This is a genomic window from Thauera mechernichensis, from assembly GCF_029588855.1.
Classification (GTDB): Bacteria; Pseudomonadota; Gammaproteobacteria; order Burkholderiales; family Rhodocyclaceae; genus Thauera; species Thauera mechernichensis.
This window is the reverse complement of record NZ_JARQZE010000006.1, coordinates 28,853-49,473: the sequence shown is the minus strand read 5'-3', so window position 1 is coordinate 49,473 and position 20,621 is coordinate 28,853. Positions and strand designations below refer to the sequence as shown.

Sequence of the window (20,621 nt, the reverse complement as noted above, 5' to 3'; positions counted from 1 at the left end):
TCACCTAACTAATGGTCGATTATAGTGATATCAACTTTGTTGCCCCGTGCCAGGGCACTTCAGGAGTGAAATGCGCGATCTCGACCGCATAGACCGCCGGATCATCGATCTGCTGCAGAAGGACGGCCGCCTGTCGATGACCGAGCTTGCCCAGCGTGTGGGGCTGTCGGCGACCCCGTGCACCGAGCGTGTGCGCCGTCTCGAACGCGAGGGCGTCATCACTGGTTACCACGCCCGCGTCGACCCGCGGGCGCTTGGCCGGCCCTTGCTGGTGTTCGTCGAACTCAAGCTCGCTGCCAAGTCGAACGACACCTTCGACCGCGTGAAGAAGGAACTCGCGTTTGTCCCCGAGGTGATGGAGTGTCACCTTGTGTCGGGTGACTTCGATTACCTGATCAAGGCGCGTATCGCCGAGATGAGCGACTACCGGCGCCTGCTTGGCAACATCCTGCTCAAGCTGCCGTCGGCAACCGAATCGCGCAGCTACGTGGTGATGGAGGAGGTCAAGGAAAGTCTCTACCTGCCGCCCGAGCCTTGATCCAGGCCCCGGTCTGCACGTGACAGGGCGATCAGCAGCGGGATGACACCCGCGGCGGCGGCGAGGTGCTTGAGTGCATGTCCAGCGATAAGCTGCCCGGAGAGCGTCCAGATGCTGGTGTCGGCGGCCTCGAAAACCTTGGCCAGCCCGTATGCCACCAGGAGCCATCCCCATGGCAAGGCGCAGGCCCCGGGCCGCACACTGTGGCGCAGCCAGATCAGTAGGACCATGAAGCCGCCGAACTGCGTCAGAACGTATAGCCGCAGGTCGTCCTTCAGTACCCATAGGGCCAGCGCCGACGCGCCCAGCAACAGCCAGCCACCGAGCCAGCGCCGAGCCGCTCGGTCGCCGAGGCGCTCGCCGGCAAGGGCGCCGAGTGCACCGGCAAACGCGATGCACATGGCGAGGCGATCCCAGAACAGGCTGGCACTGCTGGGGTCGAGGTGGTACCAGGCGCTACCCGCCCCAGTCAGGACCAGGCCGATGAAGAACACCCTCAGCGCCATGCGCTGCGAGGGCGGCGCGTGCGCTCCCCGCACCAGGCCTGCAAGGCCCGCCGCACAGAAGGCGAGGCTGCTCAGGACATCGGCAGCGTTGGGAATGAGCAGGCGGCCGATTGCAAGTGCGCGCGTGTCGGCGAACTGGTGATACAGCGGCGACTGTGGGATGGGCGCTACGAGCGCGAGTGCGAGGGCGCTTACGCCGAGCACGGCCAGCGCTGTTGCTTGGGCATGCCATGTCTTCGGTCGGCGTGGACTCATCACTTGCCTCCGCTGTTGCCTCAGGGTGTGATCCAAAACGGCAGACTCGCATGAGCCGGGTTGAGCGTCTGAATCCGTATTAAGTGGGTGTAGAGCGACATGCCAAGTACGGCCAGCCCCCCGACCCAGCCGGTGGCTCCAGCGCCCGATCGCCGAACGGTGGCGCTTCAAGCTTAATCCAGCAATCCCAGAATGGCTGCCTTTACCGCGGTGGCGGTCTTGTTGGCGCAGTTGAGTTTGGCCATGGTGTTGGCGGCGTGAAAATTCACGGTGCGTTCGGAAATGCCCATGAGAATCGAAATCTCCCCGGCAGTCTTGCCCTCGGCGGTCCATCGCAAGACCTCGACCTCACGGGTCGTCAGTTCGCCGAGATCTTGCGCGTGGTGTTCGCGGGCCAACTGATGACACAGGTACTCATGGCCCGCATGGGCGAGAAAGCTCAAGCGCGCCCCATTCGCGAATAGCTCGGCCGAACTCAGACACTCGGCGCCGCGAACGAAAGACACCAGGCTCTGCCGGCCGCGACAGTCCGTGGCAGATTGAGACCAACCGTTGGCAATGCCGAACTGCCTGGCTTCTTCCCAGAACGTGTCGCTGGCCTGTGAGTAGTGTTCGGACCAGACGAAGGGCAGTTGCGATGCCATTCCACGCATGACCACGGGATCGTTATTGATGTATCCACGCTCGGCGTAAAGGGTTTGCCATTGTTCCGGGTAGTTGTTGAGCAGAACGATGCGGGGGTTGCTCAGTGGATAGCGGAAGCGCACACCGTAGGCCAGGTGGTCGAAGCCAAGTGCCTTGCTCTCAAGCTCGATCACCGAGAACACTTCGGTTGCACCGTGCGCGGCGTTCAGTCGGGTCAGGAGGTCTTCGCGCCAGATGTTCATCCGACGCCCTCTGGCCGGGTATCGGGATCTCTGAACCTGTCAACGTTGACATGCCTAGAAACACACCGGCGCGCTAATGTCTGGCAACAATGAAGCGCTTCAAACCAATAACAACGCGTGAGCAGATGAGAACAGAACAGCCAATGACGTCCGTCGTTCGGGTATCGGACGATGGACTCGTCCGTTTGCCGGAGCAGGCCTTGAGCACTGTCCGGTTGCGTCACTTCGCCTCGGGTCTGGACGTACCGGAGGCGGCCCCCATTCCCGGGTGTGGTGACGTGACTGATGTGACCGGGTTCACCGAATGGATCGCGGGGCGTCGTCCTTACATCAGTCTGGGTTGGGATTGGGTGCTTGATGTCTTGCACGGTCATACCTTCCTAAAGCGCACGGGCGAGCCACGATCGAACTTCATGCTGGTCGACGGGCACATGCGGGATCTGGGCATGGCTGCCTCCCTGCGGCGACTGACAGTCATTGTCGATGGCCTGGCCTGGAACAAGACGGTGTGGCCTTTCATCGTACAGCGCTACGGCGGCTGACCCGGGCGCCAGAAAAATACATCATCCAAAATGGCACACGAACAACCGAAAATTCGCCTTTACAAGCGGATTCCGCTTGAACAAAAGCTCAAACGATATCCGTTGAGAATATCAATTTTGACGTCCATCGAAAAGCAAATGTCATGATTGGTTTGCTTCCGGCCAGAGGAGCATCATCTTGAGCAATTCGGTTGCCCGGCTGCATCAAGCCATGTCGACCGGCACGACGAGCGCGGCGGCCACGGTGGACGGGTGTCTGACGCGTATCGATCTCTCCAACGGCATCATCAACGCCGTGGTGACCCTGGATGCGGCGTCTGCGCGCCGGCAGGCCGAGGCCTGTGACCGTGAGTCTGTCCATGACCCTGCGAAGCTGCCGTTGCGGGGCGTGCCCATCACTGTCAAGGATGCGTTTGCCACGGCTGGCATGCGCACGACCGCTAGCCACCCGCCGCTGGCTGACTACGTGCCTGACACCGACGCGACCGTGGTTGCGCGTTTGCGCCAGGCGGGTGCAATCATCCTGGGAAAGACGAACCTGTCCCGACTGGCTGGCGACCCTCAATGCATCAGTCCGGTATTCGGGGCGACACGCAACCCATGGCGTCACGATGTCACCCCGGGCGGCAGTTCCGGCGGTGCCGCCGCCGCGGTGGCCATGGGGTTCTCGTACATGGACCCGGGCAGCGACCTGGGCGGCTCCATCCGCATCCCGGCGGCCTACTGTGGCGTCTATGGACTCAAGGCCACGGAGAACCGTATTCCGAGAACCGGTCACATTCCGCATCTGCCCGGGCAGCCGCGCAGTGTCCGACACATGCTCAGTTTCGGCGTGCTGACCCGGTCGATCGAGGATCTGGCGCTTGGTTTGTCGGTCATGGCGGGGCCGGACCGTATCGATACCGAGGTGCCGCCGGTCGCCGGAGTGGCCGGCCGTGCCCGCACTGACCGGCTGCGCGTCGCTTGGTGGGATGACTTCGCCGGCCTGCCCCTGTGCGATCGTACACGTGCCGGCCTGGATCGGACCATCGGGCGGCTCACCGATGCGGGCGTAGAGGTTGTACGGTGTTTTCCCGACGCCTTCGATCCTGAGCGTGCCCTATACGCTTATGGTGTGCTCGCCGGCGCCGAGATCGGTCTGGCCTTCAAGCCCTGGGAGCGTCATCTGATCGCGATGGCCGGTCGCCTGATTCCCAAGCGCCAGCCTCTCACCCGAGCCTTCACGCAAGGTTTGCGGTTTGACTGGCGTCGCTACAACGCCGCGCTCAACATCCGGGATCAGCTGATCAGTGCCATGGAGAACTTCCTCGATGACCACGATGTGCTGATTTGCCCCACGGCACCGCGGACCGCTTATCCGGCGTTCGCGCTCAAGCCGCTGGGCAAGCCGCCGACACTGGTGGTCGGTGACCGGGCCCTCCCTTTTCTGGAGGCCACCGTCAGTATGGTGGGGCTGTTTTCACTGACCGGTCACCCCGTGGTTTCGCTGCCGGCCGGCCCGTTCGATGGCCTGCCAGTCGGTCTGCAGTGTGTCGGGCGGCGCTGGGGGGATGAAGCGCTGATCGAGGCATGTGCACAAATCGATCGCATCGTCGATGGCTACGCGACGCCGCCGGCTGCAGCCAGCTGACGGGGACTGGCAAGAGGGACTGCCGGCCCGAGAACGATTCCTTCTTCAGTACATCCGAATGGCATTCGTCTCGGCTACATGAGCCATGAAAGCAAAACGCCAACCCCGGAGGATTGGCGCAAGTGCTTGAATTCAGGTGGAGCGGGTGAAGGGAATCGAACCCTCGTCATCAGCTTGGGAAGCTGAGGTAATAGCCATTATACGACACCCGCCATGCGCATCCGGCCCCTGGCCGAAGCGAACAAGGTCGCCATTCTACTGGGCGCAGGCCGTCCGACGCAATGTGTCCAGGTGAGCCCGGCAGGTGGTGTCAGCGATGACGGAGTGACTGCGGTTATGCGTCGTGGCGCCGCCTCAAGGCAGTCCTGCTTGCAGATACGCATCGAGCTGCAGTACCTCGGTGCGCCATTGCAGATTGGCGTTTGTGCTCGTCGTTGCCAGGTGCTCAGCCGTGATCAACAGGGCAGCGGGCGAGGCGAGCAATCCAAGGTTGTGGCGGACTGCGTGCAACGCGGCGGATACGCTCCGTCCGTCCGATGATTGGTCTTCCCCGAAGAAGCCTACGGCTTGTTGCAGCATGAACGGGATGTTCGACACGTATACCGTGTCCACAGCGAAACCGTCGTTGCTTGCCCGCTCCGAGAGTCGTGCGGCAAGGCGTCCGAAGGGCCGTAGCGGGGCGTCGGGCGAGGTTGCAAGATCCAGTTGCAGCACTCTGACGGCGCCGGTTTCGAACAGCTCGCGTATGTGCCGGTAGCGCTCTGTCGAACGTTCGTTGAGCCAGCTGTCGGGGCGGGACAGCTCACGGCCAATCCAGTCCCGTACGTCGGTGGAGAACATCCGCAGGCGAGGGCGCTGGGGCAGTGTCGGGGTGACTGCATCCACGAAGGCTGCGGGTGAGTCGGCCCTGCGCAATGCCTGGCGTACTGCTCGCCAGACGCGGAACTGGTGCAGATTGATGTCGCACAGATACACGCTGGCGGAGCTTCTGGCCGCGGCGATGTCGAGATTGCGAAAGCTGCCCCAGCCGACATGGATGCAGGGCGCCGCGCGCCGGCTCGCGCGCAGCGCAGCGAGAGCGCGGGCGGTGCCTTCGTCCTCCCGCATCGTCACGGTGTAGCCGCCGCGGTCGGGTCGCAGCGGGCGTCCGCCGAGCAGCCAGGGCAGCTCCGTGCGCATGGCGGTCGAAGCCGCTGTCATCCGTGTCGAGCGGGGGGCAGAGGTGAAATCTGTGCTTCGATGTCGCCGTAGTCGAACGCCTCGCAGGCGTCGAGATCGAGTCCCAGCGCCGACGCCGGCAAGGCGAACTCGGTGGATGCAGGCGGGACGTGGCGTGCCATGGCCGAGACCAGGCTGAATCCCTTGCCAGCATCGAAGGTGTGGGCGAGGCCGGCGGGCCAGAACAGCATGTCGCCGCGCGCCACCGCCACCCTGAGTACTGCTTCGCCTCGCCGGCCCGGATGTTCGATGAAGAACGTGGCGCTGTCCGCGGTGATCAGCGCAATACGCCCCGAGTCGTGTACATGGGGCTCGCGGTTGCGTGTCCTCAATGGGCCATCGGGGTGGCGCTCGGCCGGGGCGCGCACGTGGATTGCCGACGGTCCGCCGATCGACCGGGTCAGCAGCAGGCTCTCGAAACGCATGTCGCCGATGTCATGACCATAGCCCGCGGACTCGAGGTCGTGGCGTGCGCGCATGATCTCCTCGACCTGATCGACAGCAGCCGGGCAGCGGCGCAGGAAACGTCGTTCCTGCCAATGCCTGCCGACCATGTCCTCGAACTCGTGGGTGGCGAGCGAGCCCGCCAGCAGTGCTTCCCAGAATGCGAGCAATGCCTCTTTGCTGGGCAGCAGGCTTGCGGTAGGTGAAATCGACGCCGTCATCATGTGCTCATCACTGTGCGGACTCATGCGACCCGCGACATGAAGTCCTCGAACTTGCCGCCTACGGAGCGTGGAATGGCGTCGACATAGTGAAACTCGAGCTTGAAGGGGTAGCCCAGGTTGCGCTGTATCTCCTCGCCGAGGCGCAGCTCCGTGGCTTCATCAGGTCGGTGCGTGGTCACGATGTCGACCTCGATACGCTCGAGCTCGACCTGGATCATGCGCAGCTGTCGCAATGGCACGATGGTGTTCATGGCCTTGTAGTTCAGGATCGGCCAGTGGCATCGACCGTCCGGCAGGCGCAGCATGTTGCGTTGGCGGCCAAGGATGCGCCTGATGACCGGCAGGCCGCGACCGCAGGGGCAAGGTTCGCCGACTTCGGCATAGTCGCCAACTTCGTAGCGTAGCAGCGGGAAGGCAAAATTGTGCAGCGGTGTGACCACCACACGTCCGATGTCACCGGGGCCGCAGGGCTGGCCGCCGGCGTCGAGGATCTCGATGCGGGCGTTCTCGGCCTGTAGGTGGTAGTGATCGTGCTCGGGGCATTGCAGCGCGAGGTAGCCCGTCTCGCGTGTGCTGTAGATGTCGGTCAGGGAAACACCGAGCAATTGCCGGCAGCGCTCGCGCAAGCCTTCGGGCAGCGCTTCGCTTACCGTGCGGACCTCGCGCAGGCGCTCCAGCCGCAACGGCCTGCCGTCTTCAAGGGTGCGCAGAAGGGTGTCGAGAATCGTGGGGTGGGTCAGCAGGTATTCGGGTTGTTCGCGCTCCAGCCAAGCGATCTGCTGGTCGACGCTCGAGCGTACGTCCAGCATGGCAACGGGGCCGGTGCGGACGAGGTCGGCCGTGGCGCTGCCCCAGTTCGGGCCACGCCCGCCCTGGGGGGGCGCGGCACTGCCATCGGGGAAAAAGCGGATTGAACACAGCTTGCCCGCCACGTCACGCGCATGCCATTCGTGGTCGCGCAGCGTGAATGCCTCCCAGAACAACTGGGTGAGCGTGGTTTGCTCGACGGCGATCGGCTTGCCTGTCGAGCCAGAAGAGAAAATGGTTTCGCGACCACCATGCGCTTGCGGGCAATGCGTACTACGCAGTGCCGCTTTCTCTTCCTGCACGGTGTCGCGCTTGAGGACCGGGATCGACCGCCATGCGCTTTCGTCCAGTTGCGCGGGGAGGTGTGCGAGCGTGCGGGCGTAGTAGGGGCTGTGCTTGCGGGCGTGGGCGACGAGCTCGGCAAGCTGGCGCAACTGCATGCTTGCCAGCCGCTCGGCAGGCCACCATTGAGTGGCTGCGAACTGATGCAGCAGCCCGAGGCGCATGATCGCCCTTGGTCCCGGCAACGCTGGCCAGTGCAGGCCAGGCATCGTGCTTACGAAGTCCATGCTTGGGGGGCGCTTGCTGCGGTTCCGGATGAAGTGGATGAGAAAGGTCAAAAACCACCGCGCCAGGGCGGGACCCGGCACGGTGGCGGTACGACGAAGGCTGCAGCCGTCAGAAGCCGAGGCGCAGCGAAACCGCGGCGGAGTAGCTCGGGTCCTCGCCGGAGGTGGCGGCATGCGCCGACACGGTCACAACCATGTTCGGCTTGATGCGGTGATCCACATCGACGCCGATACGCTGCCAGTTCTTGCGGATGCGGGCGCCTGGCTCGTTGAAGCTGAGCAGACCGCTCGCCTCGCTGCCAGATAGCGCCGGGCCACGGTCGTCGAGGCGATGAACGGTCTCGATCGTGCCGCGGACCCCGGTCGCCGGCGTCAAGCTCCAGTCGGCGGCGACGCCGAGGCGGAGCTCGTCGGCGTTATGTTTCTGGCCGTCAAAGGTGGCGGGGAAAGCGCCGCCGCTCTCAGTGTAGCCGTCGACCTTGACCCGGCTCCAGGTGTAGGAGGCCCAGGGCGTCAGTGTCGCCGAGCCCAGCCGTGCGGCGTCGAACCAGTCCGCACGCAAGCGCAGTGCGAGTGCGTCGACGTCCGGGCTGCCGCTCGAACGTTCCTGCGTCGTGCCGTTCATGTAGCCGCGCCGGATATCGGCATCCCAATCACCGAGCACTGCGGTGACGGAGCCGACGATGGGGGAGCCTTCAGGGCGCCAGTTCACCTCGCCCACCAGGAACTGGCCGTCGACCTTGCTGCGGCCGCCAAAGGCGAGATCCTGAGTCTGGCGTCCGATGCCGACTCCGACCCCGGCGCGCACGGCGCCGCCAGCGAAGTCGGTGCACACACCCACCTCTCCCGTGCCGACGCGGGCATCCTTGTTCTCGTGTCGGGCGAGATCGCCGGTCGCCCAGAAACAGTTCGTGCTGCCGAGCTGTGGATAGCTCATCAGCGGGCGATGGTGGGCGCCATTGAGCGGCAGGTTGGTCAGTTGCAAGCCGGAATGGAAGGCCTGGCCGGCGCCGGAGACGCTGCGCAGCCAGTCCTGCACGCTGATGATGCCGCTGCCGTGACCCACACGTGCGAGCCACACCTGATTGCGCCCCTCTGCATCCCGGCCGGTGCCGACTACGACGTTGCCGAGGCTATTCACGCCGACCTCGCCACCGTCTGCCAGCCGCCAGCCTTCGGGCGTGGTCACGCCCGCGCCCGCCAGCCAGTCCGACACCGACTGCATGCCCGTCGCGGCCGTCCAGCGGAAGGGCTGGTAGATCGAGTCTGCGTCGTACGTGACCCCGACCACGACGCTGCCGTCGTCCGAGAGCCCGCTCGCCCAGCTATAGTTGCCGCCCAGGGTGCCGAGGTCGGCCATGCCGCCCGCCTCGGTCCAGCGGAAGGCATGGTATTGGTCCTCTTCGGTGCGCGCGTATCCGATCACGACGCTGCCGTCGATGTTGACCCGGTAGGCGTAGCTCCAGTTGCCACCCAGTGTGCCCAGGTTGGTCATGCCGGAGGCCTCGGTCCAGCGGAAGGCGTGCGTGTGTCCGCTCTCTGTGTCCGCGTGGCCGACCACCGCGCTGCCGTCACCGGAAATGCCGTATGCGTAACTATAGTTGCCGCCCAAGGTGCCCAGGTCGGCCATCCCTCCCGCTTCCGTCCAGCGGAATGCATGGCCATGGCTTGCTGCAGTGTATGCATATCCGGCTACGGCATTGCCATCGTCAGACACACCGGTCGCGTAGCTGTAGCTGCCGCCCAGGGTGCCCAGGTCGACCATGCCGGTGGCCTCGGTCCAGCGGAAGGCGCGGTCCTGGTTCATCGCCGTGCGAGCCTGTCCGACAACCACGCTACCGTCCGCGGAGACACCGTAGGCATAGCTGTAGTTGCCGCCCAGGGTGCCGAGATCGATCATGCCGGTGGCCTCGGTCCAGCGGAAGGCGCGAGAGTTGCTCCAGTCGGTGAGGTAGCTCTGCCCGACCACCACGCCGCCATCGGCGGACATGCTGTGGGCGTAGCTGTAGTTGCCGCCCAGGGTCCCCAGGCTGGCGATGCCGTCGGCAGCGGTCCACCGGAAGGCGTTGTAGTAGCCATCCGTCGTCTCCCCGTAACCGATGACGACCGTGCCATCCGCGGAAACCACACGGTTGTTGTAATAGCCGCCGAGGCGGTTGTAGTCGCCTCCCAGCGAGCCGAGAACGGTGAATTCCGCGGGAAGGCTGGATTGGGCCGAAGCAATCAGGGGGAACCCCGTCGCAATGGCCAAGGCCAGCACGCTGGGGCGAAGCATCGAGCGGGTTCTTCTGCTGCTGGTTTTCATGTTCTTGTCTCCTGAGCGTGCAAGTGCATCCTGCGCTCAAGATTAGCACCAAGGCCACGGAGTGCTCAGGGTCTTTTCGCCCAAGTTGGGCTTACGCAACATCCGCTTCGCCCGGTGCCGGCAGACGGCGTTTTCTGAGTGAGCGTCAGGCCACCAGTCGTTCGACCGCCTCGCGGATGCGCGCCGGCTCGTCCATCTTGAGGATGCGCTGCACCTTGGGTGCGAGTTCGCCGAGGTCGGCGCGCAGGATCTGTTGCTTGATCTCGAGGATGTTGCCCGGATGCATCGAGAAGTTGCGCAGGCCCATGCCGAGCAGCAGTTCGGTGTAGGCGAGGTCGCCCGCCATCTCGCCGCATACCGACACCGGCAGGCCGTAGCGGGCGCCGGTGGCGATGGTGCCGGCGATGAGCTTGAGCACCGCGGGGTGGAGCGGGTCGTAGAGGTGTACCACCGCCTCGTCCGAACGGTCGATCGCCAGCGTGTACTGGATGAGGTCGTTGGTGCCGATCGACAGGAAGGCGAGGCGGCGGATGAACATGCCGAGCGACAACGCGGCCGCGGGGACTTCGATCATGCCGCCGATCTGCACGCCTTCGTCGAACTTGAGCTTCTCGGCGCGCAGCTCAGCCTTGGCCTTTTCGATCAGGGCAAGGCATTGGTCGATCTCCTGGGCGTGGGCGAGCATCGGCACCATGATCTGCAGTTTGCCGTGCGCCGACGCGCGCAGCAGTGCGCGCAGCTGGGTGAGGAACATCTTGGGTTCGGACAGCGAGTAGCGCACCGCGCGCAGGCCGAGCGCGGGGTTGGGCTCCATGCGCGAGTGCACGCCGTTGAGTGCCTTGTCGTTGCCGACGTCGAAGGTGCGGATGGTGACCGGCTTGCTCGGCATCGCCTTGACGACGGCGCGGTAGGCCTCGTACTGCTCGTCCTCGTCGGGCAGGTTGTCGCGGCCGATGAAGAGGAACTCGGTCCGGTACAGGCCGATGCCGTCGGCGTTGGCGGACTTGACCGCGGGCAGGTCCTTGGGGCCCTCGATGTTGGCCATCAGGTTGATGCTTTCGCCGTCCAGCGTGGTGGCGCGCGTGTCGCGCAAGCGGTTGAGCTTGGAGCGTTCGATCTCCAGCTCGCTGCGGCGCAGGCGGTACTCCTCGATGATCTCGTCGCCGGGGGCGACGATGATGACGCCGCGCGTGCCGTCGACGATGACGAGCTCATCGTCCTCGAGCAGGTCGCGCACATGGTGCAGGCCGACCACGGCGGGGATCTTGAGGCTGCGGGCAACGATCGCGGTGTGGCTGGTCGGCCCGCCGACGTCGGTGACGAAGCCGGCGATGTTGTGGTCGCGAAAACCGATGGTGTCGGCCGGTGACAGGTCGTGGGCGACGACGATGGTGCCCAGACCGTCGCGCCGCTTGGGCGGCAGGTGGCCGGGATGGCCGAGCAGGACCTTGACCAGGCGTTCGATCACCTGCACGACGTCGGCCTGGCGCTCGCGCAGATAGGGGTCCTCGATCTGACGGAACTGCTCGACCAGGTGCTCCATCTGCTGCACCAGCGCCCACTCTGCGTTGCAGCGGCGCGATTCGACGAGTTGGCGGGCGGCGTCGACCAGCATCGGATCGGCCAGCATCATCAGCTGCAGGTCGACGAATGCGCCGACTTCGCTGTGGGCCTGGCCCGAGGTGGTGACCGCCTTGAGGCCGACGAGTTCGCCCTGCACGGTGGCGACGGCCTCGTCCAGGCGCGCGAGCTCGTCCTCGATGTGGCGCGGCGCGACGTGGTAGTGGTTGACCTCGAGCAGGGCGTGGGAGATCAGGTGCACATGGCCGATCGCGATGCCCTGCGAGACCGGGAGGCCGTGGACAGTGAAAGGCATCTCACTCCCCTTCGCCGAAGCGGTCCGCGACCAGGTCCCGGATCGCCCGCAGGGCGTCGTCGGCCTGCTCGCCTTCGGTGTCGATCGTGATCGTGCTGCCCTTGGCGGCGGCCAGCATCATCACGCCCATGATGCTCTTGGCGTTGACGCGGCGGCCGTTGCGCTCGAGCCAGACCTCGCACGGGTAATTGCTGGCGAGCTGGGTGAGCTTGGCCGACGCACGTGCGTGCAGGCCGAGCTTGTTGATGATGTCGGCGTCCGCTCTTGGCATGGACTCGTCTCCCCCGGGTTTTCCCGTGTCCTCGTTATTCTTCGCGTTCAGTTGGCGTCGACGTGCAGGACGCCGTCGCAGGCGCCCGATACCGCACGCTTGACCAGGGTCGGCATGTCACGTTCGCGATAGGTCAGTACGCGCAGCAGCATCGGCAGGTTCACGCCGGCGACCAGTTCGATGCGGCCCGGCATCACCAGCTTGGCCGCGATGTTGCTCGGCGTGGCGCCGTAGATGTCGGTGAGCACGAGCACGCCTTCGCCGCCATCGACCCAGCCCAGCATGTTGCGCGCCAGCGGCAGCACGTCCAGGGGGTCGTCCTGCGCCGATACGCCAAGCTGCGCGATCTGCACAGGCCGTTTGTTGAGCACATGGCAGCAGCACTGGATGAGCGATTCGCCCAGCGTGCCATGCGTTATCAGAAAGATGCCGATCATGTCCGTTCTCCGCTGGGCGTGATTCTAGCCGAGTCTGTGCGGGGGGCGTCCGTTGGCCGGTGTGCGGCGGGTAAAGGGTATTTTGAAAACCAGGCAAATTTAATTTGGACAAATGTTAAAATGTCTCGCTCGACCCGTTACGGCTCGTGCCGCAAGTGCTGCGGCCTCCCTTCATATAACGACAAGGAGCTGGAATGACAGAGCGCAGGGATCCGATGTCCCCCGATGGCCAGGTCAATCCGATCGACACCGACTACAAGGTTGGCCAGGACAACATCATCGTTAACGTGGGGCCGCTTGGCCTCGACATCCACAACCGCGTATTCGCGATCTCCGGCCTCGCCGTGGTCGCCTTCGTGATTCTCACCCTGGCCTTCCAGAACCATGTCGAGCCCCTCTTCAGTGGCCTGCGCGGCTGGCTGACGACACACCTCGACTGGTTCTTCATCAGCGCCGGCAACGTCTTCGTGCTGGTCTGCCTGGGCCTGGCGGTGTCGCCGCTCGGCAAGGTCAGGCTGGGCGGTACCGAGGCGAAGCCCGACTACTCCTATCTCGGCTGGTTCTCGATGCTGTTCGCGGCCGGCATGGGGATCGGGCTGATGTTCTTCGGCGTCTCCGAGCCCTTGTCCCACTTCGGCAGCGCTTTTGGCGGCACCGTGGTCGAGGACGGCGTGCGCACCGACTGGGCGCCTCTGGGGGCCGCAGCGGGCGATGCCGAGGCGGCGACCCGTCTCGCCATGGCAGCGACCATCTACCACTGGGCGCTGCACCCGTGGGCGATCTACGCCATCCTGGCGCTCGGCCTGGCCCTGTTTTCGTTCAACAAGGGCCTGCCGCTGACCGTGCGCTCGGTGTTCTATCCGCTGCTCGGCGAGCGTGTATGGGGCTGGCCGGGGCACGTCATCGACATCCTTGCCGTATTTGCCACACTGTTCGGTCTGGCCACCTCGCTCGGCTTCGGCGCCGCGCAGGCCTCGGCGGGGCTCAACTACCTGTTCGACGTACCGCTCGGCAACACCACCCAGGTCGTGCTGGTGATTGCGATCACCGCCATTGCACTGGTGTCGGTGGTGGCGGGGTTGGACGCGGGGGTCAAGCGCCTGTCCGAGATCAACATGGTGCTCGCGGTCGTGCTGTTGCTGTTCGTGGTGGCAGTGGGGCCCACGCTGGCGATCCTGACCGGCTTCTTCTCCAATCTCGGCGCCTACCTGCAGAACCTGCCCGCGCTCGCCAACCCGATCGGGCGTGACGATGCCAACTTCTCGCAGGGCTGGACCGCCTTCTACTGGGCATGGTGGATCTCCTGGTCGCCCTTCGTCGGCATGTTCATTGCACGCGTGTCGCGTGGGCGCACGGTGCGCGAGTTCATCGTCTCGGTGCTGATCGTGCCCTCGCTGGCCTGCGTGATGTGGATGACGGTATTCGGCGAGACCGCGATCAGCCAGCTCGTCAGGGATGGCTACGAGGCTGCCGCCGGCGCCGCCTTGCCCCTGCAGCTATTCACCATGCTCGACGCGCTGCCGCTGGCCTCGATCACCTCGTTCGTCGCCATCGTGCTCGTGGTCGTGTTCTTCGTCACCTCGTCCGACTCCGGGTCGCTGGTGATCGACGTCATCTCCGCAGGCGGCAAGGTGGATGCGCCGATGCCGCAGCGCGTGTTCTGGTGCACCTTCGAAGGGCTGGTGGCGGTTGCGCTGATTCTTGGCGGTGGTCTGGTGGCCTTGCAGGCGATGGCGGTGTCGACCGGCCTGCCGTTTACCATCGTGCTGCTGATGTCGGCGGTGGCGGTGATCAAGGGCCTGGCCTCGGAGCCGCGTACGGGCTGAAGGCTTGCGCTACGATTCTCTCTCGCCCTCGCCACTGCTGCCCGCCATGCAGATCGAACAACTCGAGATCCTCGACTTCCTGCGCGCCCATCCGCCCTTCGACGAACTGCCCGACGAGGTACTGCAGCGGGTGGCGGCGGCGATCGACGTGCGCTACTACAAAGCGGGCGAGGCGATCGTCGAGTTCGGCCAGGTGGCCGAGTCCTGGCATGTGGTGCGCAGCGGTGCGGTGGAGGTCTTCCGCCGCAACGGCACGCTCTACAACCGCCTCACCGCCGGCGGCTACTTCGGCGAGTTCGGCCTGCTGCGCAACGGGCGGGTGCGTTTTCCGGTCACTGCGCTGGAAGACACGCTGCTGTACCTGATTCCGCGCGAGCTCTTCGCCGAGCTTTTCGACCAGCACGAGAGCTTCGCCGACCTGGTGGAGGTCGAGGACCGCACACGGCTGCGCCAGGTGGTCTCCAAGCGCGAGGAGTCCAACGACCTGCTGTCGGCGACGATCGACACCCTGGTCGGACGTAGCGCGGTAACCTTGTCCAGCACCGCCAGTGCGCGCGAGGTGGCGCAACGCATGAGCGCGGAGGGCGTGTCCTCGCTTCTCATTCTCGAGCACAACCCGGAGGTGCCCGATCTGCCGCAGCTTGCCGGCATCGTCACCGACCGCGACCTGCGCACACGCCTGGTTGCCCCCGGCCTGCCTTACGACACCCCGGTGACCGAGATCATGTCGGCCGGCGTGGTGTCGGTGAACCACAACCAGCTCGTGTTCGAGGCCATGCTGGCGATGCTGCGCCACAACGTGCATCACCTGCCGGTGCTCAGGAATCAGCGTCCGCTGGGTGTGATCGCGCTGTCGGACATCATCCGCTACGAGTCTCGCAGCAGCCTGTTCCTGGTCGGCAGCATCTTCCGCCAGCACTCGGTGGATGAACTCGCCGCCCTCGTACCCGAGGTGCGCGCCTGCTTCGCACGCATGGTGGCCGAGGACGCCAGCGCCAACATGATCGGCAGCGCCATGGCCGCGATCGGGCGCAGCTTCAAGCAGCGCCTGCTCGAGCTGGCCGAGGCCGAGCTTGGCGCGCCGCCCGTGCCCTACTGCTTCCTCGCGCTCGGCTCGATGGCGCGCCAGGAGCAGATGATCGTCACCGACCAGGACAACGCCCTGGTGCTCGACGACCGCTTCGACCCCGTGCAGCACGACGCCTACTTCAGGGCGCTTGCCGCATTCGTCAGCGACGGCCTGGCGCGCTGCGGCTACAGCTACTGCAGTGGCGGCGTGATGGCGACCAACGAACGCTGGCGCCAGCCGCTCAAGGTGTGGGAGCGCACCTTCACGGACTGGATCGAGCGTCCCACGCCCGAGTCGCTGCTCAACGCCGGCATCTTCTTCGACCTCGACGGCGTCTGGGGGCGGTTGGAGTGGGCAACGCGGCTGCGCGAGCTGATCGCGCGCAAGGCCAAGGGCAACTCGCGCTTCCTCGCCTGCATGGCACGCAACGCGCTGCAGCGCACGCCACCGCTGGGTTTCTTCAAGGATTTCGTGGTCGAATCCGATGGCCGCCACAGCCGCGTCATCAACATCAAGCGCCGCGGCACCGCGCCGCTCGCGGACCTGACCCGCGTCCACGCGCTGGCGATCGGCTCGATGGCACTCAACTCCTTCGAGCGCCTGAAGGACGTCATCGACGCCGCCATCCTGCCGCTTGGCCGCGGCCAGGACCTCTACGACGCACTGGAATTCATCGCCATGGTGCGCGCCCGCCACCAGGCCGAGTCACTCGCCGCAGGTGAAGAGCCGGACAACAGCATCGACCCCGAGAAGCTGTCCGAATTCGAACGCAAGAGTCTGCGCGATGCCTTCCTGATCCTCGGCAACGCGCAGAAATTCCTCAAGTACCGCTACCAGCCCGGGCGGGCGAACTAAGGGCGCGGCCATGCTTCACCTTGGCGACCTCAGGAAGGACGCGCCCGCCGCGCCTGCACGCAGCGGTGAGCCGCGCGCCCGCGCCGTTCCGGACTGGCCGGCGCGCTTCGCCGAACTCGCCGCCGCCGCACGCGATCCGCGCCTGCATCGCTTCTATGCGGCAGGCACGGTCGCGGGCGAAACGCCGCTCAAGAACGTGCAGATGGTCGCGCTCGACGTCGAGACCACCGGGCTCGACCCGGTTCGCGACGAGATCGTCAGCATCGGCGTGGTGCCGATGGATCTCACCTGCATCCGCTCGAGCGCCTCGCGCTACTGGGTGGTGCGCCCGCGTGCCGAGCTGCACCCCGAGTCGGTGACGATCCACGCCATCACCCACGCGCAGATCGCCTCCGCACCCGATCTCGGCGCCATCGTGGACGAACTGCTGCCGGCGTTGGCCGGCCGCGTCGTGGTGGTGCATTGCGGCGACATCGAGCGCAGCTTCCTGGCCGCAGCGCTCAAGGCGCGCATCGGCGAAGGCATCGAGTTTCCGGTGATCGACACCATGGAGCTGGAGGCGCGCCTGCATCGTGCGCCAGCGACGGGCTCTTGGCTTGCAAACCTCCGCGCCCGCCTGTTTGGCCGCAAGCACGACCAGGTGTCGATTCGCCTCGCCGACAGCCGCGAACGCTACCGCCTGCCGCGCTACCGCGCCCACCACGCGCTGACCGACGCGCTCGCCACCGCCGAGCTGCTGCAGGCGCAGGTGGCGCACCGGTTCGCGCCGGATACGCCGCTGCGCGCGCTGTGGCAGTGAATCAGTCGAGGCCCTGGCTCTGCAGGTACTCCTCGTAGGTCCCGCGGTAATCCACGATCTGCCGGTCCAGCTTGATCTCGATGATGCGGGTGGCGAGCGATGACACGAACTCGCGGTCGTGGGAGATGAAGATCAGCGTGCCGGAGAACTTCTCGAGGCCGCTGTTGAGCGACTCGATCGATTCCATGTCGAGGTGGTTGGTCGGCTCGTCCATCAGCAGCACGTTGGGGCGCGACAGCATCAGCTTGCCGAACAGCATGCGGCCCTGCTCGCCACCGGAGATCACCTTGACCGACTTCTTCACCTCGTCGCCCGAGAACAGCAGGCGGCCGAGCGTGCCGCGCAGCAGGGTCTCGTTGTCCTCGCCGGTGGCGGCGGCGGTGATGCGCGAGTAGGGCGCGATCCAGTCGGTCAGGCTGACGTCCTCGGCGAAATCGCTCGAGTGATCCTGGGCGTAGTAGCCGGGCTTGGCCTTCTCAGCCCACTTGATGGCACCCTTCTGCGGCGCAAGCTCGCCCACCAGCAGCTTCAACAGGGTGGTCTTGCCGACGCCGTTCTCGCCGATGATGGCGACGCGTTCGCCGGCCTCGATGGCGATCGAGAAGCGGTTGATGAGCGGCTTGTCCATGCCCTCGTAGGCGAAGGAGATGTTGTCCACCTCGCAGGCCAGGCGGTGCAGCTTGTCCTTTTCGTCGTAGTCGAAGCGGATCCACGGGTACTGACGGCTGGACGGCTTGACGTCCTCGGGCTTGAGCTTGTCGATCAGCTTGAGGCGGCTGGTGGCCTGCTTGGCCTTGGACTTGTTGGCCGAGAAGCGGCGCACGAAGGCCTGCAGCTCCTGGATCTTGTCCTTGGCGCGGGCGTTGGCCGAAGACTGGCGCTCGCGCGCCATCGTCGACGCTTCCATGTAGTCGTCGTAGTTGCCCGGATAGATCGTGATCGTGCCGTAGTCCAGGTCGGCCATGTGGGTGCACACCTGGTTCAGGAAGTGGCGATCGTGCGAGATGATGATCATCGTGCAGTCACGATTGTTGAGCACGTCCTCGAGCCAGCGGATGGTGTTGATGTCGAGGTTGTTGGTCGGCTCGTCGAGCAGCAGGATGTCGGGATTGGCAAACAGCGCCTGGCACAGCAGCACGCGCAGCTTCCAGCCCGGGGCGACCTCGCTCATCGGGCCGTTGTGCAGTTCGGTGCCGATGCCCACGCCCAGCAGCAGTTCCCCGGCGCGCGACTCGGCGGTGTAGCCGTCGTACTCACCCACCTTGCCCTCGAGTTCGGCGGCGTGCATGTAGTCGTCTTCGGTGGCGTCCGGGTTGGCGTAGATCGCGTCGCGCTCCTTGATCGCCGCCCACAGTTCCTCGTGGCCCATCATCACCACGTCGAGTACGCGCATGTCCTCGTAGGCGAACTGGTCCTGGCGCAGGTAGGCCATGCGCTCATGGACATCCTTGGAGACGTTGCCTGCGCTGGCTTCGAGGGCGCCGCACAGGATCTTCATGAAGGTCGACTTGCCGGCCCCGTTGGCCCCGATCAGGCCGTAGCGGTTGCCGTCGCCGAACTTGACGGAGACGTTCTCGAACAGGGGCTTGGCCCCGAACTGCATGGTGATGTTGGCTGCGACGAGCACGGAGAGTCCTGAAGTTCAGATAAAACAAAGCGTTGGATTATAGCGCAGGCAAGGGCGCTGGTGCCGGGCGGCAGCCGTCCGAGGGGGCGTTCGGCGGCAGCGTTTCCAGCGTTCGCGGGCCGGTGCAGCTACTTGGGGTGTGCCGCCTGCGTCCTGCCCGTCGCGGGGTGATGTCGGAATAGTCCGACGTTGGTTTCGGACCGGGCCGATGGGACGGGAGCAGGGGGGCGCCTAAAGTGGAGCCGTGAGCCGAGCAAGGGCGGCTCCCATGCAAAAGGCACCACGCTGCACCCTCAACTTCAAGGAGAGCAACCATGAACAAGGACATCATCGAAGGCAACTGGAAGCAACTCAAGGGCAAGGTCCAGCAGCAGTGGGGCAAGCTCACCGACGACGACTTTGACGTCATCGCGGGCCGCCGCACCGAACTGGCCGGTCGCCTGCAGGAGCGCTACGGCATCACCCGCGACGAGGCCGAGCGTCAGGTCAAGGAATGGGAAAGCCGTTTCTGAGCCCACCCGAGCGCGCCGGGCGGCCGCGGTAGCGGCGCGTGCCCGGCGGCGCTGCCGACAAAGGAGACCATCATGCTGCACTATGCCGTAATCTTTTTCATCATCGCGCTGATCGCAGCCGTGTTCGGCTTCGGCGGCATCGCCGCCGGTGCGGCTGGTATCGCCAAGATCCTGTTCGTCGTGTTCCTGGTCATGGCCATTGCCAGCTTCCTGGTCAATCTTGCCAAGGGGCGATGAGTCCGCACCCGTGTCCGCCAGCCGTGCCGCGGGATGTTTGCCGATGGCCGACGCCTGGATGGGCGGTCGGCGCATCGGCTATGCTTTCAAGCGTTTCATCGTGAATGGGACCGTCGGACATGCTGCGTATCGCCATCGTCGATGACCACCAGATCGTGCGTGCAGGCTTTCGCGAGATGCTTGCAGACGAGCTGGGGTTCGAGTTTCCGTTCGAGGCCGCGTCAGGCGAGGAGGCGCTACAGGGCTTGCGCGAGCATGAGACCGATGTGCTGTTGCTGGACCTCTCGCTGCCTGGGCAGAGCGGGGTCGACGTGCTGCGCGCCGCGCGCCAGCGCTACGACAAGCTGCGCATTCTGGTGCTGTCGGGCTTTCCCGAGGAACGCTATGCGCTGGCGATGATTCGCAACGGCGCGGATGGTTACCTGTGCAAGGACTGCACCCGCGAGGACCTGATCAACGCCATTCGCACCGTCGCGCAGGGGCGGCGCTACTTGTCGCCGCGCACGGCAGAGCTGCTTGCCGAGACCTTGGCCGGCGGAGCGTCCGGCGCCGCGCATGACAAGCTGTCTGACCGCGAACTCCAGGTCTTTCTGCGCCTCGCACGTGGCGAGTCGGTGTCGGACATCGCCGGCGTGCTCAGTCTGAGTGTAAAGACGGTCAGTACCTACCGCACGCGTCTGCTTGAAAAGCTCGGCGTGGCCAGCAATGCCGAGCTCGCGACCTATGCGCTGCGTCACGGGCTGATTCTCGAGTGAGGCCGTCATGTCGATGACTGCATCGCCCCGCCCTGACGACCCGCCTGTGTTGCGCATCGTCCTGGTCGAGGATTCGGCGCTGCTGTGCGGCATGCTGCGGGACATGCTCGAGGAGCTCGATGGCGTGGGCGTGGTGGCGGCGGCCGCGGACGAGCAGGACGCGCTTGCAGCACTCGAGCGCCTGCATCCTGATCTGGCGATCATCGATCTCGAGTTGCGCGCCGGAAGCGGCCTGGGCGTGTTGCAGCGGTTGCAGGCCGAACCTGAGCGTTTCGGTCGTCCGCGAGCCGTGGTGTTCTCCAACTACGGTCACCCGCCGGTGCGGGCGCGCTGCGAACAGTTTGGCGCCGAGCGCTTCTTCGACAAGTCTTTCCAGCTCGATGAGTTGGTCGAATTCGTGCAGGCTGCGCTCCCCGAGCCTGGCTCCTGAGC

20 protein-coding genes and 1 tRNA gene are annotated in these 20,621 nt (G+C 65.3%); 10 read left to right on the top strand and 11 right to left on the bottom strand.

Features of this window, described 5'->3' with window-relative positions; all coding sequences use genetic code 11:
• Window positions 1–70: 70 nt before the first annotated feature.
• Entirely contained in the window at window positions 71–538 is a 468-nt protein-coding gene (locus P7F68_RS10520; protein WP_002926036.1) for a winged helix-turn-helix transcriptional regulator, read from the top strand.
• Here the strand turns inward: P7F68_RS10520 and P7F68_RS10515 are convergent.
• Window positions 517–1,299 (bottom strand): hypothetical protein, encoded by a 783-nt coding sequence (locus P7F68_RS10515; protein WP_277832964.1) that lies wholly within the window; start codon window positions 1,297–1,299, stop codon window positions 517–519. The two genes, P7F68_RS10520 and P7F68_RS10515, sit on opposite strands and share 22 nt — an antisense overlap.
• A gap of 173 nt (window positions 1,300–1,472) precedes the next feature.
• Complete coding sequence (locus tag P7F68_RS10510; protein WP_002926031.1) at window positions 1,473–2,186, bottom strand: autoinducer binding domain-containing protein; 714 nt, start codon at window positions 2,184–2,186, stop codon at window positions 1,473–1,475.
• Between the two features lie 89 nt (window positions 2,187–2,275).
• Here P7F68_RS10510 and P7F68_RS10505 point away from each other — a divergent pair, with 89 nt between their 5' ends.
• Entirely contained in the window at window positions 2,276–2,728 is a 453-nt protein-coding gene (locus P7F68_RS10505) for a DUF4902 domain-containing protein (RefSeq protein ID WP_277832962.1), read from the top strand.
• A gap of 178 nt (window positions 2,729–2,906) precedes the next feature.
• Window positions 2,907–4,358, top strand: coding sequence for an amidase (locus tag P7F68_RS10500; protein ID WP_277832960.1), 1,452 nt, complete (start codon window positions 2,907–2,909; stop codon window positions 4,356–4,358).
• Between the two features lie 137 nt (window positions 4,359–4,495).
• Here P7F68_RS10500 and P7F68_RS10495 read toward each other — a convergent pair.
• From P7F68_RS10495 to P7F68_RS10460, 8 genes are all read right to left on the bottom strand, one after another.
• A tRNA-Gly gene (locus P7F68_RS10495) sits at window positions 4,496–4,570 on the bottom strand.
• A 142-nt stretch (window positions 4,571–4,712) separates the two neighbouring features.
• Complete coding sequence (locus P7F68_RS10490) at window positions 4,713–5,537, bottom strand: LIC_10091 family protein (protein ID WP_277832959.1); 825 nt, start codon at window positions 5,535–5,537, stop codon at window positions 4,713–4,715.
• Between the two features lie 17 nt (window positions 5,538–5,554).
• Entirely contained in the window at window positions 5,555–6,268 is a 714-nt protein-coding gene (locus P7F68_RS10485; RefSeq protein ID WP_277832956.1) for a cupin domain-containing protein, read from the bottom strand.
• The gene (locus tag P7F68_RS10480) at window positions 6,265–7,620 is read right to left on the bottom strand and encodes a phenylacetate--CoA ligase family protein (RefSeq protein ID WP_277832954.1); all 1,356 of its coding nucleotides are present in this window, start codon (window positions 7,618–7,620) and stop codon (window positions 6,265–6,267) included. The genes P7F68_RS10485 and P7F68_RS10480 overlap by 4 nt, the downstream gene beginning before the upstream one ends.
• A gap of 109 nt (window positions 7,621–7,729) precedes the next feature.
• On the bottom strand, window positions 7,730–9,925 hold the full coding sequence (locus P7F68_RS10475) for an autotransporter domain-containing protein (RefSeq protein WP_277832952.1): 2,196 nt from the start codon (window positions 9,923–9,925) through the stop codon (window positions 7,730–7,732).
• Window positions 9,926–10,070: 145 nt separating this feature from the next.
• Window positions 10,071–11,801, bottom strand: a complete 1,731-nt coding sequence (gene ptsP, locus P7F68_RS10470; RefSeq protein WP_002936018.1) for a phosphoenolpyruvate--protein phosphotransferase — start codon at window positions 11,799–11,801, stop codon at window positions 10,071–10,073.
• Between the two features lies 1 nt (window position 11,802).
• The gene (locus tag P7F68_RS10465) at window positions 11,803–12,072 is read right to left on the bottom strand and encodes an HPr family phosphocarrier protein (RefSeq protein ID WP_002926011.1); all 270 of its coding nucleotides are present in this window, start codon (window positions 12,070–12,072) and stop codon (window positions 11,803–11,805) included.
• Between the two features lie 47 nt (window positions 12,073–12,119).
• Window positions 12,120–12,509, bottom strand: coding sequence for a PTS sugar transporter subunit IIA (locus tag P7F68_RS10460; protein ID WP_002926009.1), 390 nt, complete (start codon window positions 12,507–12,509; stop codon window positions 12,120–12,122).
• Between the two features lie 194 nt (window positions 12,510–12,703).
• On the opposite strand from P7F68_RS10460, the gene P7F68_RS10455 reads away from it, so the two are divergent.
• From P7F68_RS10455 to P7F68_RS10445, 3 genes are read left to right on the top strand one after another with little or no spacing between them, the layout of a single operon-like run.
• A complete protein-coding gene (locus P7F68_RS10455) occupies window positions 12,704–14,335 on the top strand; it encodes a BCCT family transporter (protein ID WP_002926006.1) in 1,632 nt (543 codons plus the stop codon).
• Window positions 14,336–14,381: 46 nt separating this feature from the next.
• A complete protein-coding gene (locus P7F68_RS10450) occupies window positions 14,382–16,259 on the top strand; it encodes a DUF294 nucleotidyltransferase-like domain-containing protein (RefSeq protein WP_277832948.1) in 1,878 nt (625 codons plus the stop codon).
• Between the two features lie 10 nt (window positions 16,260–16,269).
• On the top strand, window positions 16,270–17,058 hold the full coding sequence (locus tag P7F68_RS10445) for a 3'-5' exonuclease (RefSeq protein WP_277832946.1): 789 nt from the start codon (window positions 16,270–16,272) through the stop codon (window positions 17,056–17,058).
• 1 nt (window position 17,059) lies between these two features.
• Here P7F68_RS10445 and P7F68_RS10440 read toward each other — a convergent pair whose 3' ends face one another.
• Complete coding sequence (locus P7F68_RS10440; RefSeq protein WP_002936011.1) at window positions 17,060–18,685, bottom strand: ABC-F family ATPase; 1,626 nt, start codon at window positions 18,683–18,685, stop codon at window positions 17,060–17,062.
• A gap of 314 nt (window positions 18,686–18,999) precedes the next feature.
• Here P7F68_RS10440 and P7F68_RS10435 point away from each other — a divergent pair, with 314 nt between their 5' ends.
• The 4 genes from P7F68_RS10435 (at window position 19,000) to P7F68_RS10420 (ending at window position 20,619) form a co-directional block, all read left to right on the top strand.
• Window positions 19,000–19,197 (top strand): CsbD family protein, encoded by a 198-nt coding sequence (locus P7F68_RS10435; protein WP_002925999.1) that lies wholly within the window; start codon window positions 19,000–19,002, stop codon window positions 19,195–19,197.
• A gap of 72 nt (window positions 19,198–19,269) precedes the next feature.
• Window positions 19,270–19,434, top strand: coding sequence for a DUF1328 domain-containing protein (locus P7F68_RS10430; RefSeq protein WP_002925996.1), 165 nt, complete (start codon window positions 19,270–19,272; stop codon window positions 19,432–19,434).
• Window positions 19,435–19,553: 119 nt separating this feature from the next.
• A complete protein-coding gene (locus P7F68_RS10425) occupies window positions 19,554–20,189 on the top strand; it encodes a response regulator (RefSeq protein WP_002925994.1) in 636 nt (211 codons plus the stop codon).
• Window positions 20,190–20,196: 7 nt separating this feature from the next.
• Complete coding sequence (locus P7F68_RS10420) at window positions 20,197–20,619, top strand: response regulator (RefSeq protein WP_002925992.1); 423 nt, start codon at window positions 20,197–20,199, stop codon at window positions 20,617–20,619.
• The last annotated feature ends 2 nt before the right edge of the window (window positions 20,620–20,621 follow it).

Bases quoted from the DNA above. Each gene is read 5' to 3' on its own strand.
- P7F68_RS10480 (WP_277832954.1), bottom strand. From the start codon at position 7,620: ATGGACTTCGTAAGCACGATGCCTGGCCTGCACTGGCCAGCGTTGCCG.
- P7F68_RS10420 (WP_002925992.1), top strand. From the start codon at position 20,197: ATGTCGATGACTGCATCGCCCCGCCCTGACGACCCGCCTGTGTTGCGC.
- P7F68_RS10430 (WP_002925996.1), top strand. From the start codon at position 19,270: ATGCTGCACTATGCCGTAATCTTTTTCATCATCGCGCTGATCGCAGCC.
- P7F68_RS10475 (WP_277832952.1), bottom strand. From the start codon at position 9,925: ATGAAAACCAGCAGCAGAAGAACCCGCTCGATGCTTCGCCCCAGCGTG.
- P7F68_RS10520 (WP_002926036.1), top strand. From the start codon at position 71: ATGCGCGATCTCGACCGCATAGACCGCCGGATCATCGATCTGCTGCAG.
- P7F68_RS10450 (WP_277832948.1), top strand. From the start codon at position 14,382: ATGCAGATCGAACAACTCGAGATCCTCGACTTCCTGCGCGCCCATCCG.
- ptsP (WP_002936018.1), bottom strand. From the start codon at position 11,801: ATGCCTTTCACTGTCCACGGCCTCCCGGTCTCGCAGGGCATCGCGATC.
- P7F68_RS10505 (WP_277832962.1), top strand. From the start codon at position 2,276: ATGAAGCGCTTCAAACCAATAACAACGCGTGAGCAGATGAGAACAGAA.
- P7F68_RS10435 (WP_002925999.1), top strand. From the start codon at position 19,000: ATGAACAAGGACATCATCGAAGGCAACTGGAAGCAACTCAAGGGCAAG.
- P7F68_RS10465 (WP_002926011.1), bottom strand. From the start codon at position 12,072: ATGCCAAGAGCGGACGCCGACATCATCAACAAGCTCGGCCTGCACGCA.
- P7F68_RS10425 (WP_002925994.1), top strand. From the start codon at position 19,554: ATGCTGCGTATCGCCATCGTCGATGACCACCAGATCGTGCGTGCAGGC.
- P7F68_RS10490 (WP_277832959.1), bottom strand. From the start codon at position 5,537: ATGCGCACGGAGCTGCCCTGGCTGCTCGGCGGACGCCCGCTGCGACCC.
- P7F68_RS10515 (WP_277832964.1), bottom strand. From the start codon at position 1,299: ATGAGTCCACGCCGACCGAAGACATGGCATGCCCAAGCAACAGCGCTG.
- P7F68_RS10455 (WP_002926006.1), top strand. From the start codon at position 12,704: ATGACAGAGCGCAGGGATCCGATGTCCCCCGATGGCCAGGTCAATCCG.
- P7F68_RS10460 (WP_002926009.1), bottom strand. From the start codon at position 12,509: ATGATCGGCATCTTTCTGATAACGCATGGCACGCTGGGCGAATCGCTC.
- P7F68_RS10445 (WP_277832946.1), top strand. From the start codon at position 16,270: ATGCTTCACCTTGGCGACCTCAGGAAGGACGCGCCCGCCGCGCCTGCA.
- P7F68_RS10485 (WP_277832956.1), bottom strand. From the start codon at position 6,268: ATGAGTCCGCACAGTGATGAGCACATGATGACGGCGTCGATTTCACCT.
- P7F68_RS10510 (WP_002926031.1), bottom strand. From the start codon at position 2,186: ATGAACATCTGGCGCGAAGACCTCCTGACCCGACTGAACGCCGCGCAC.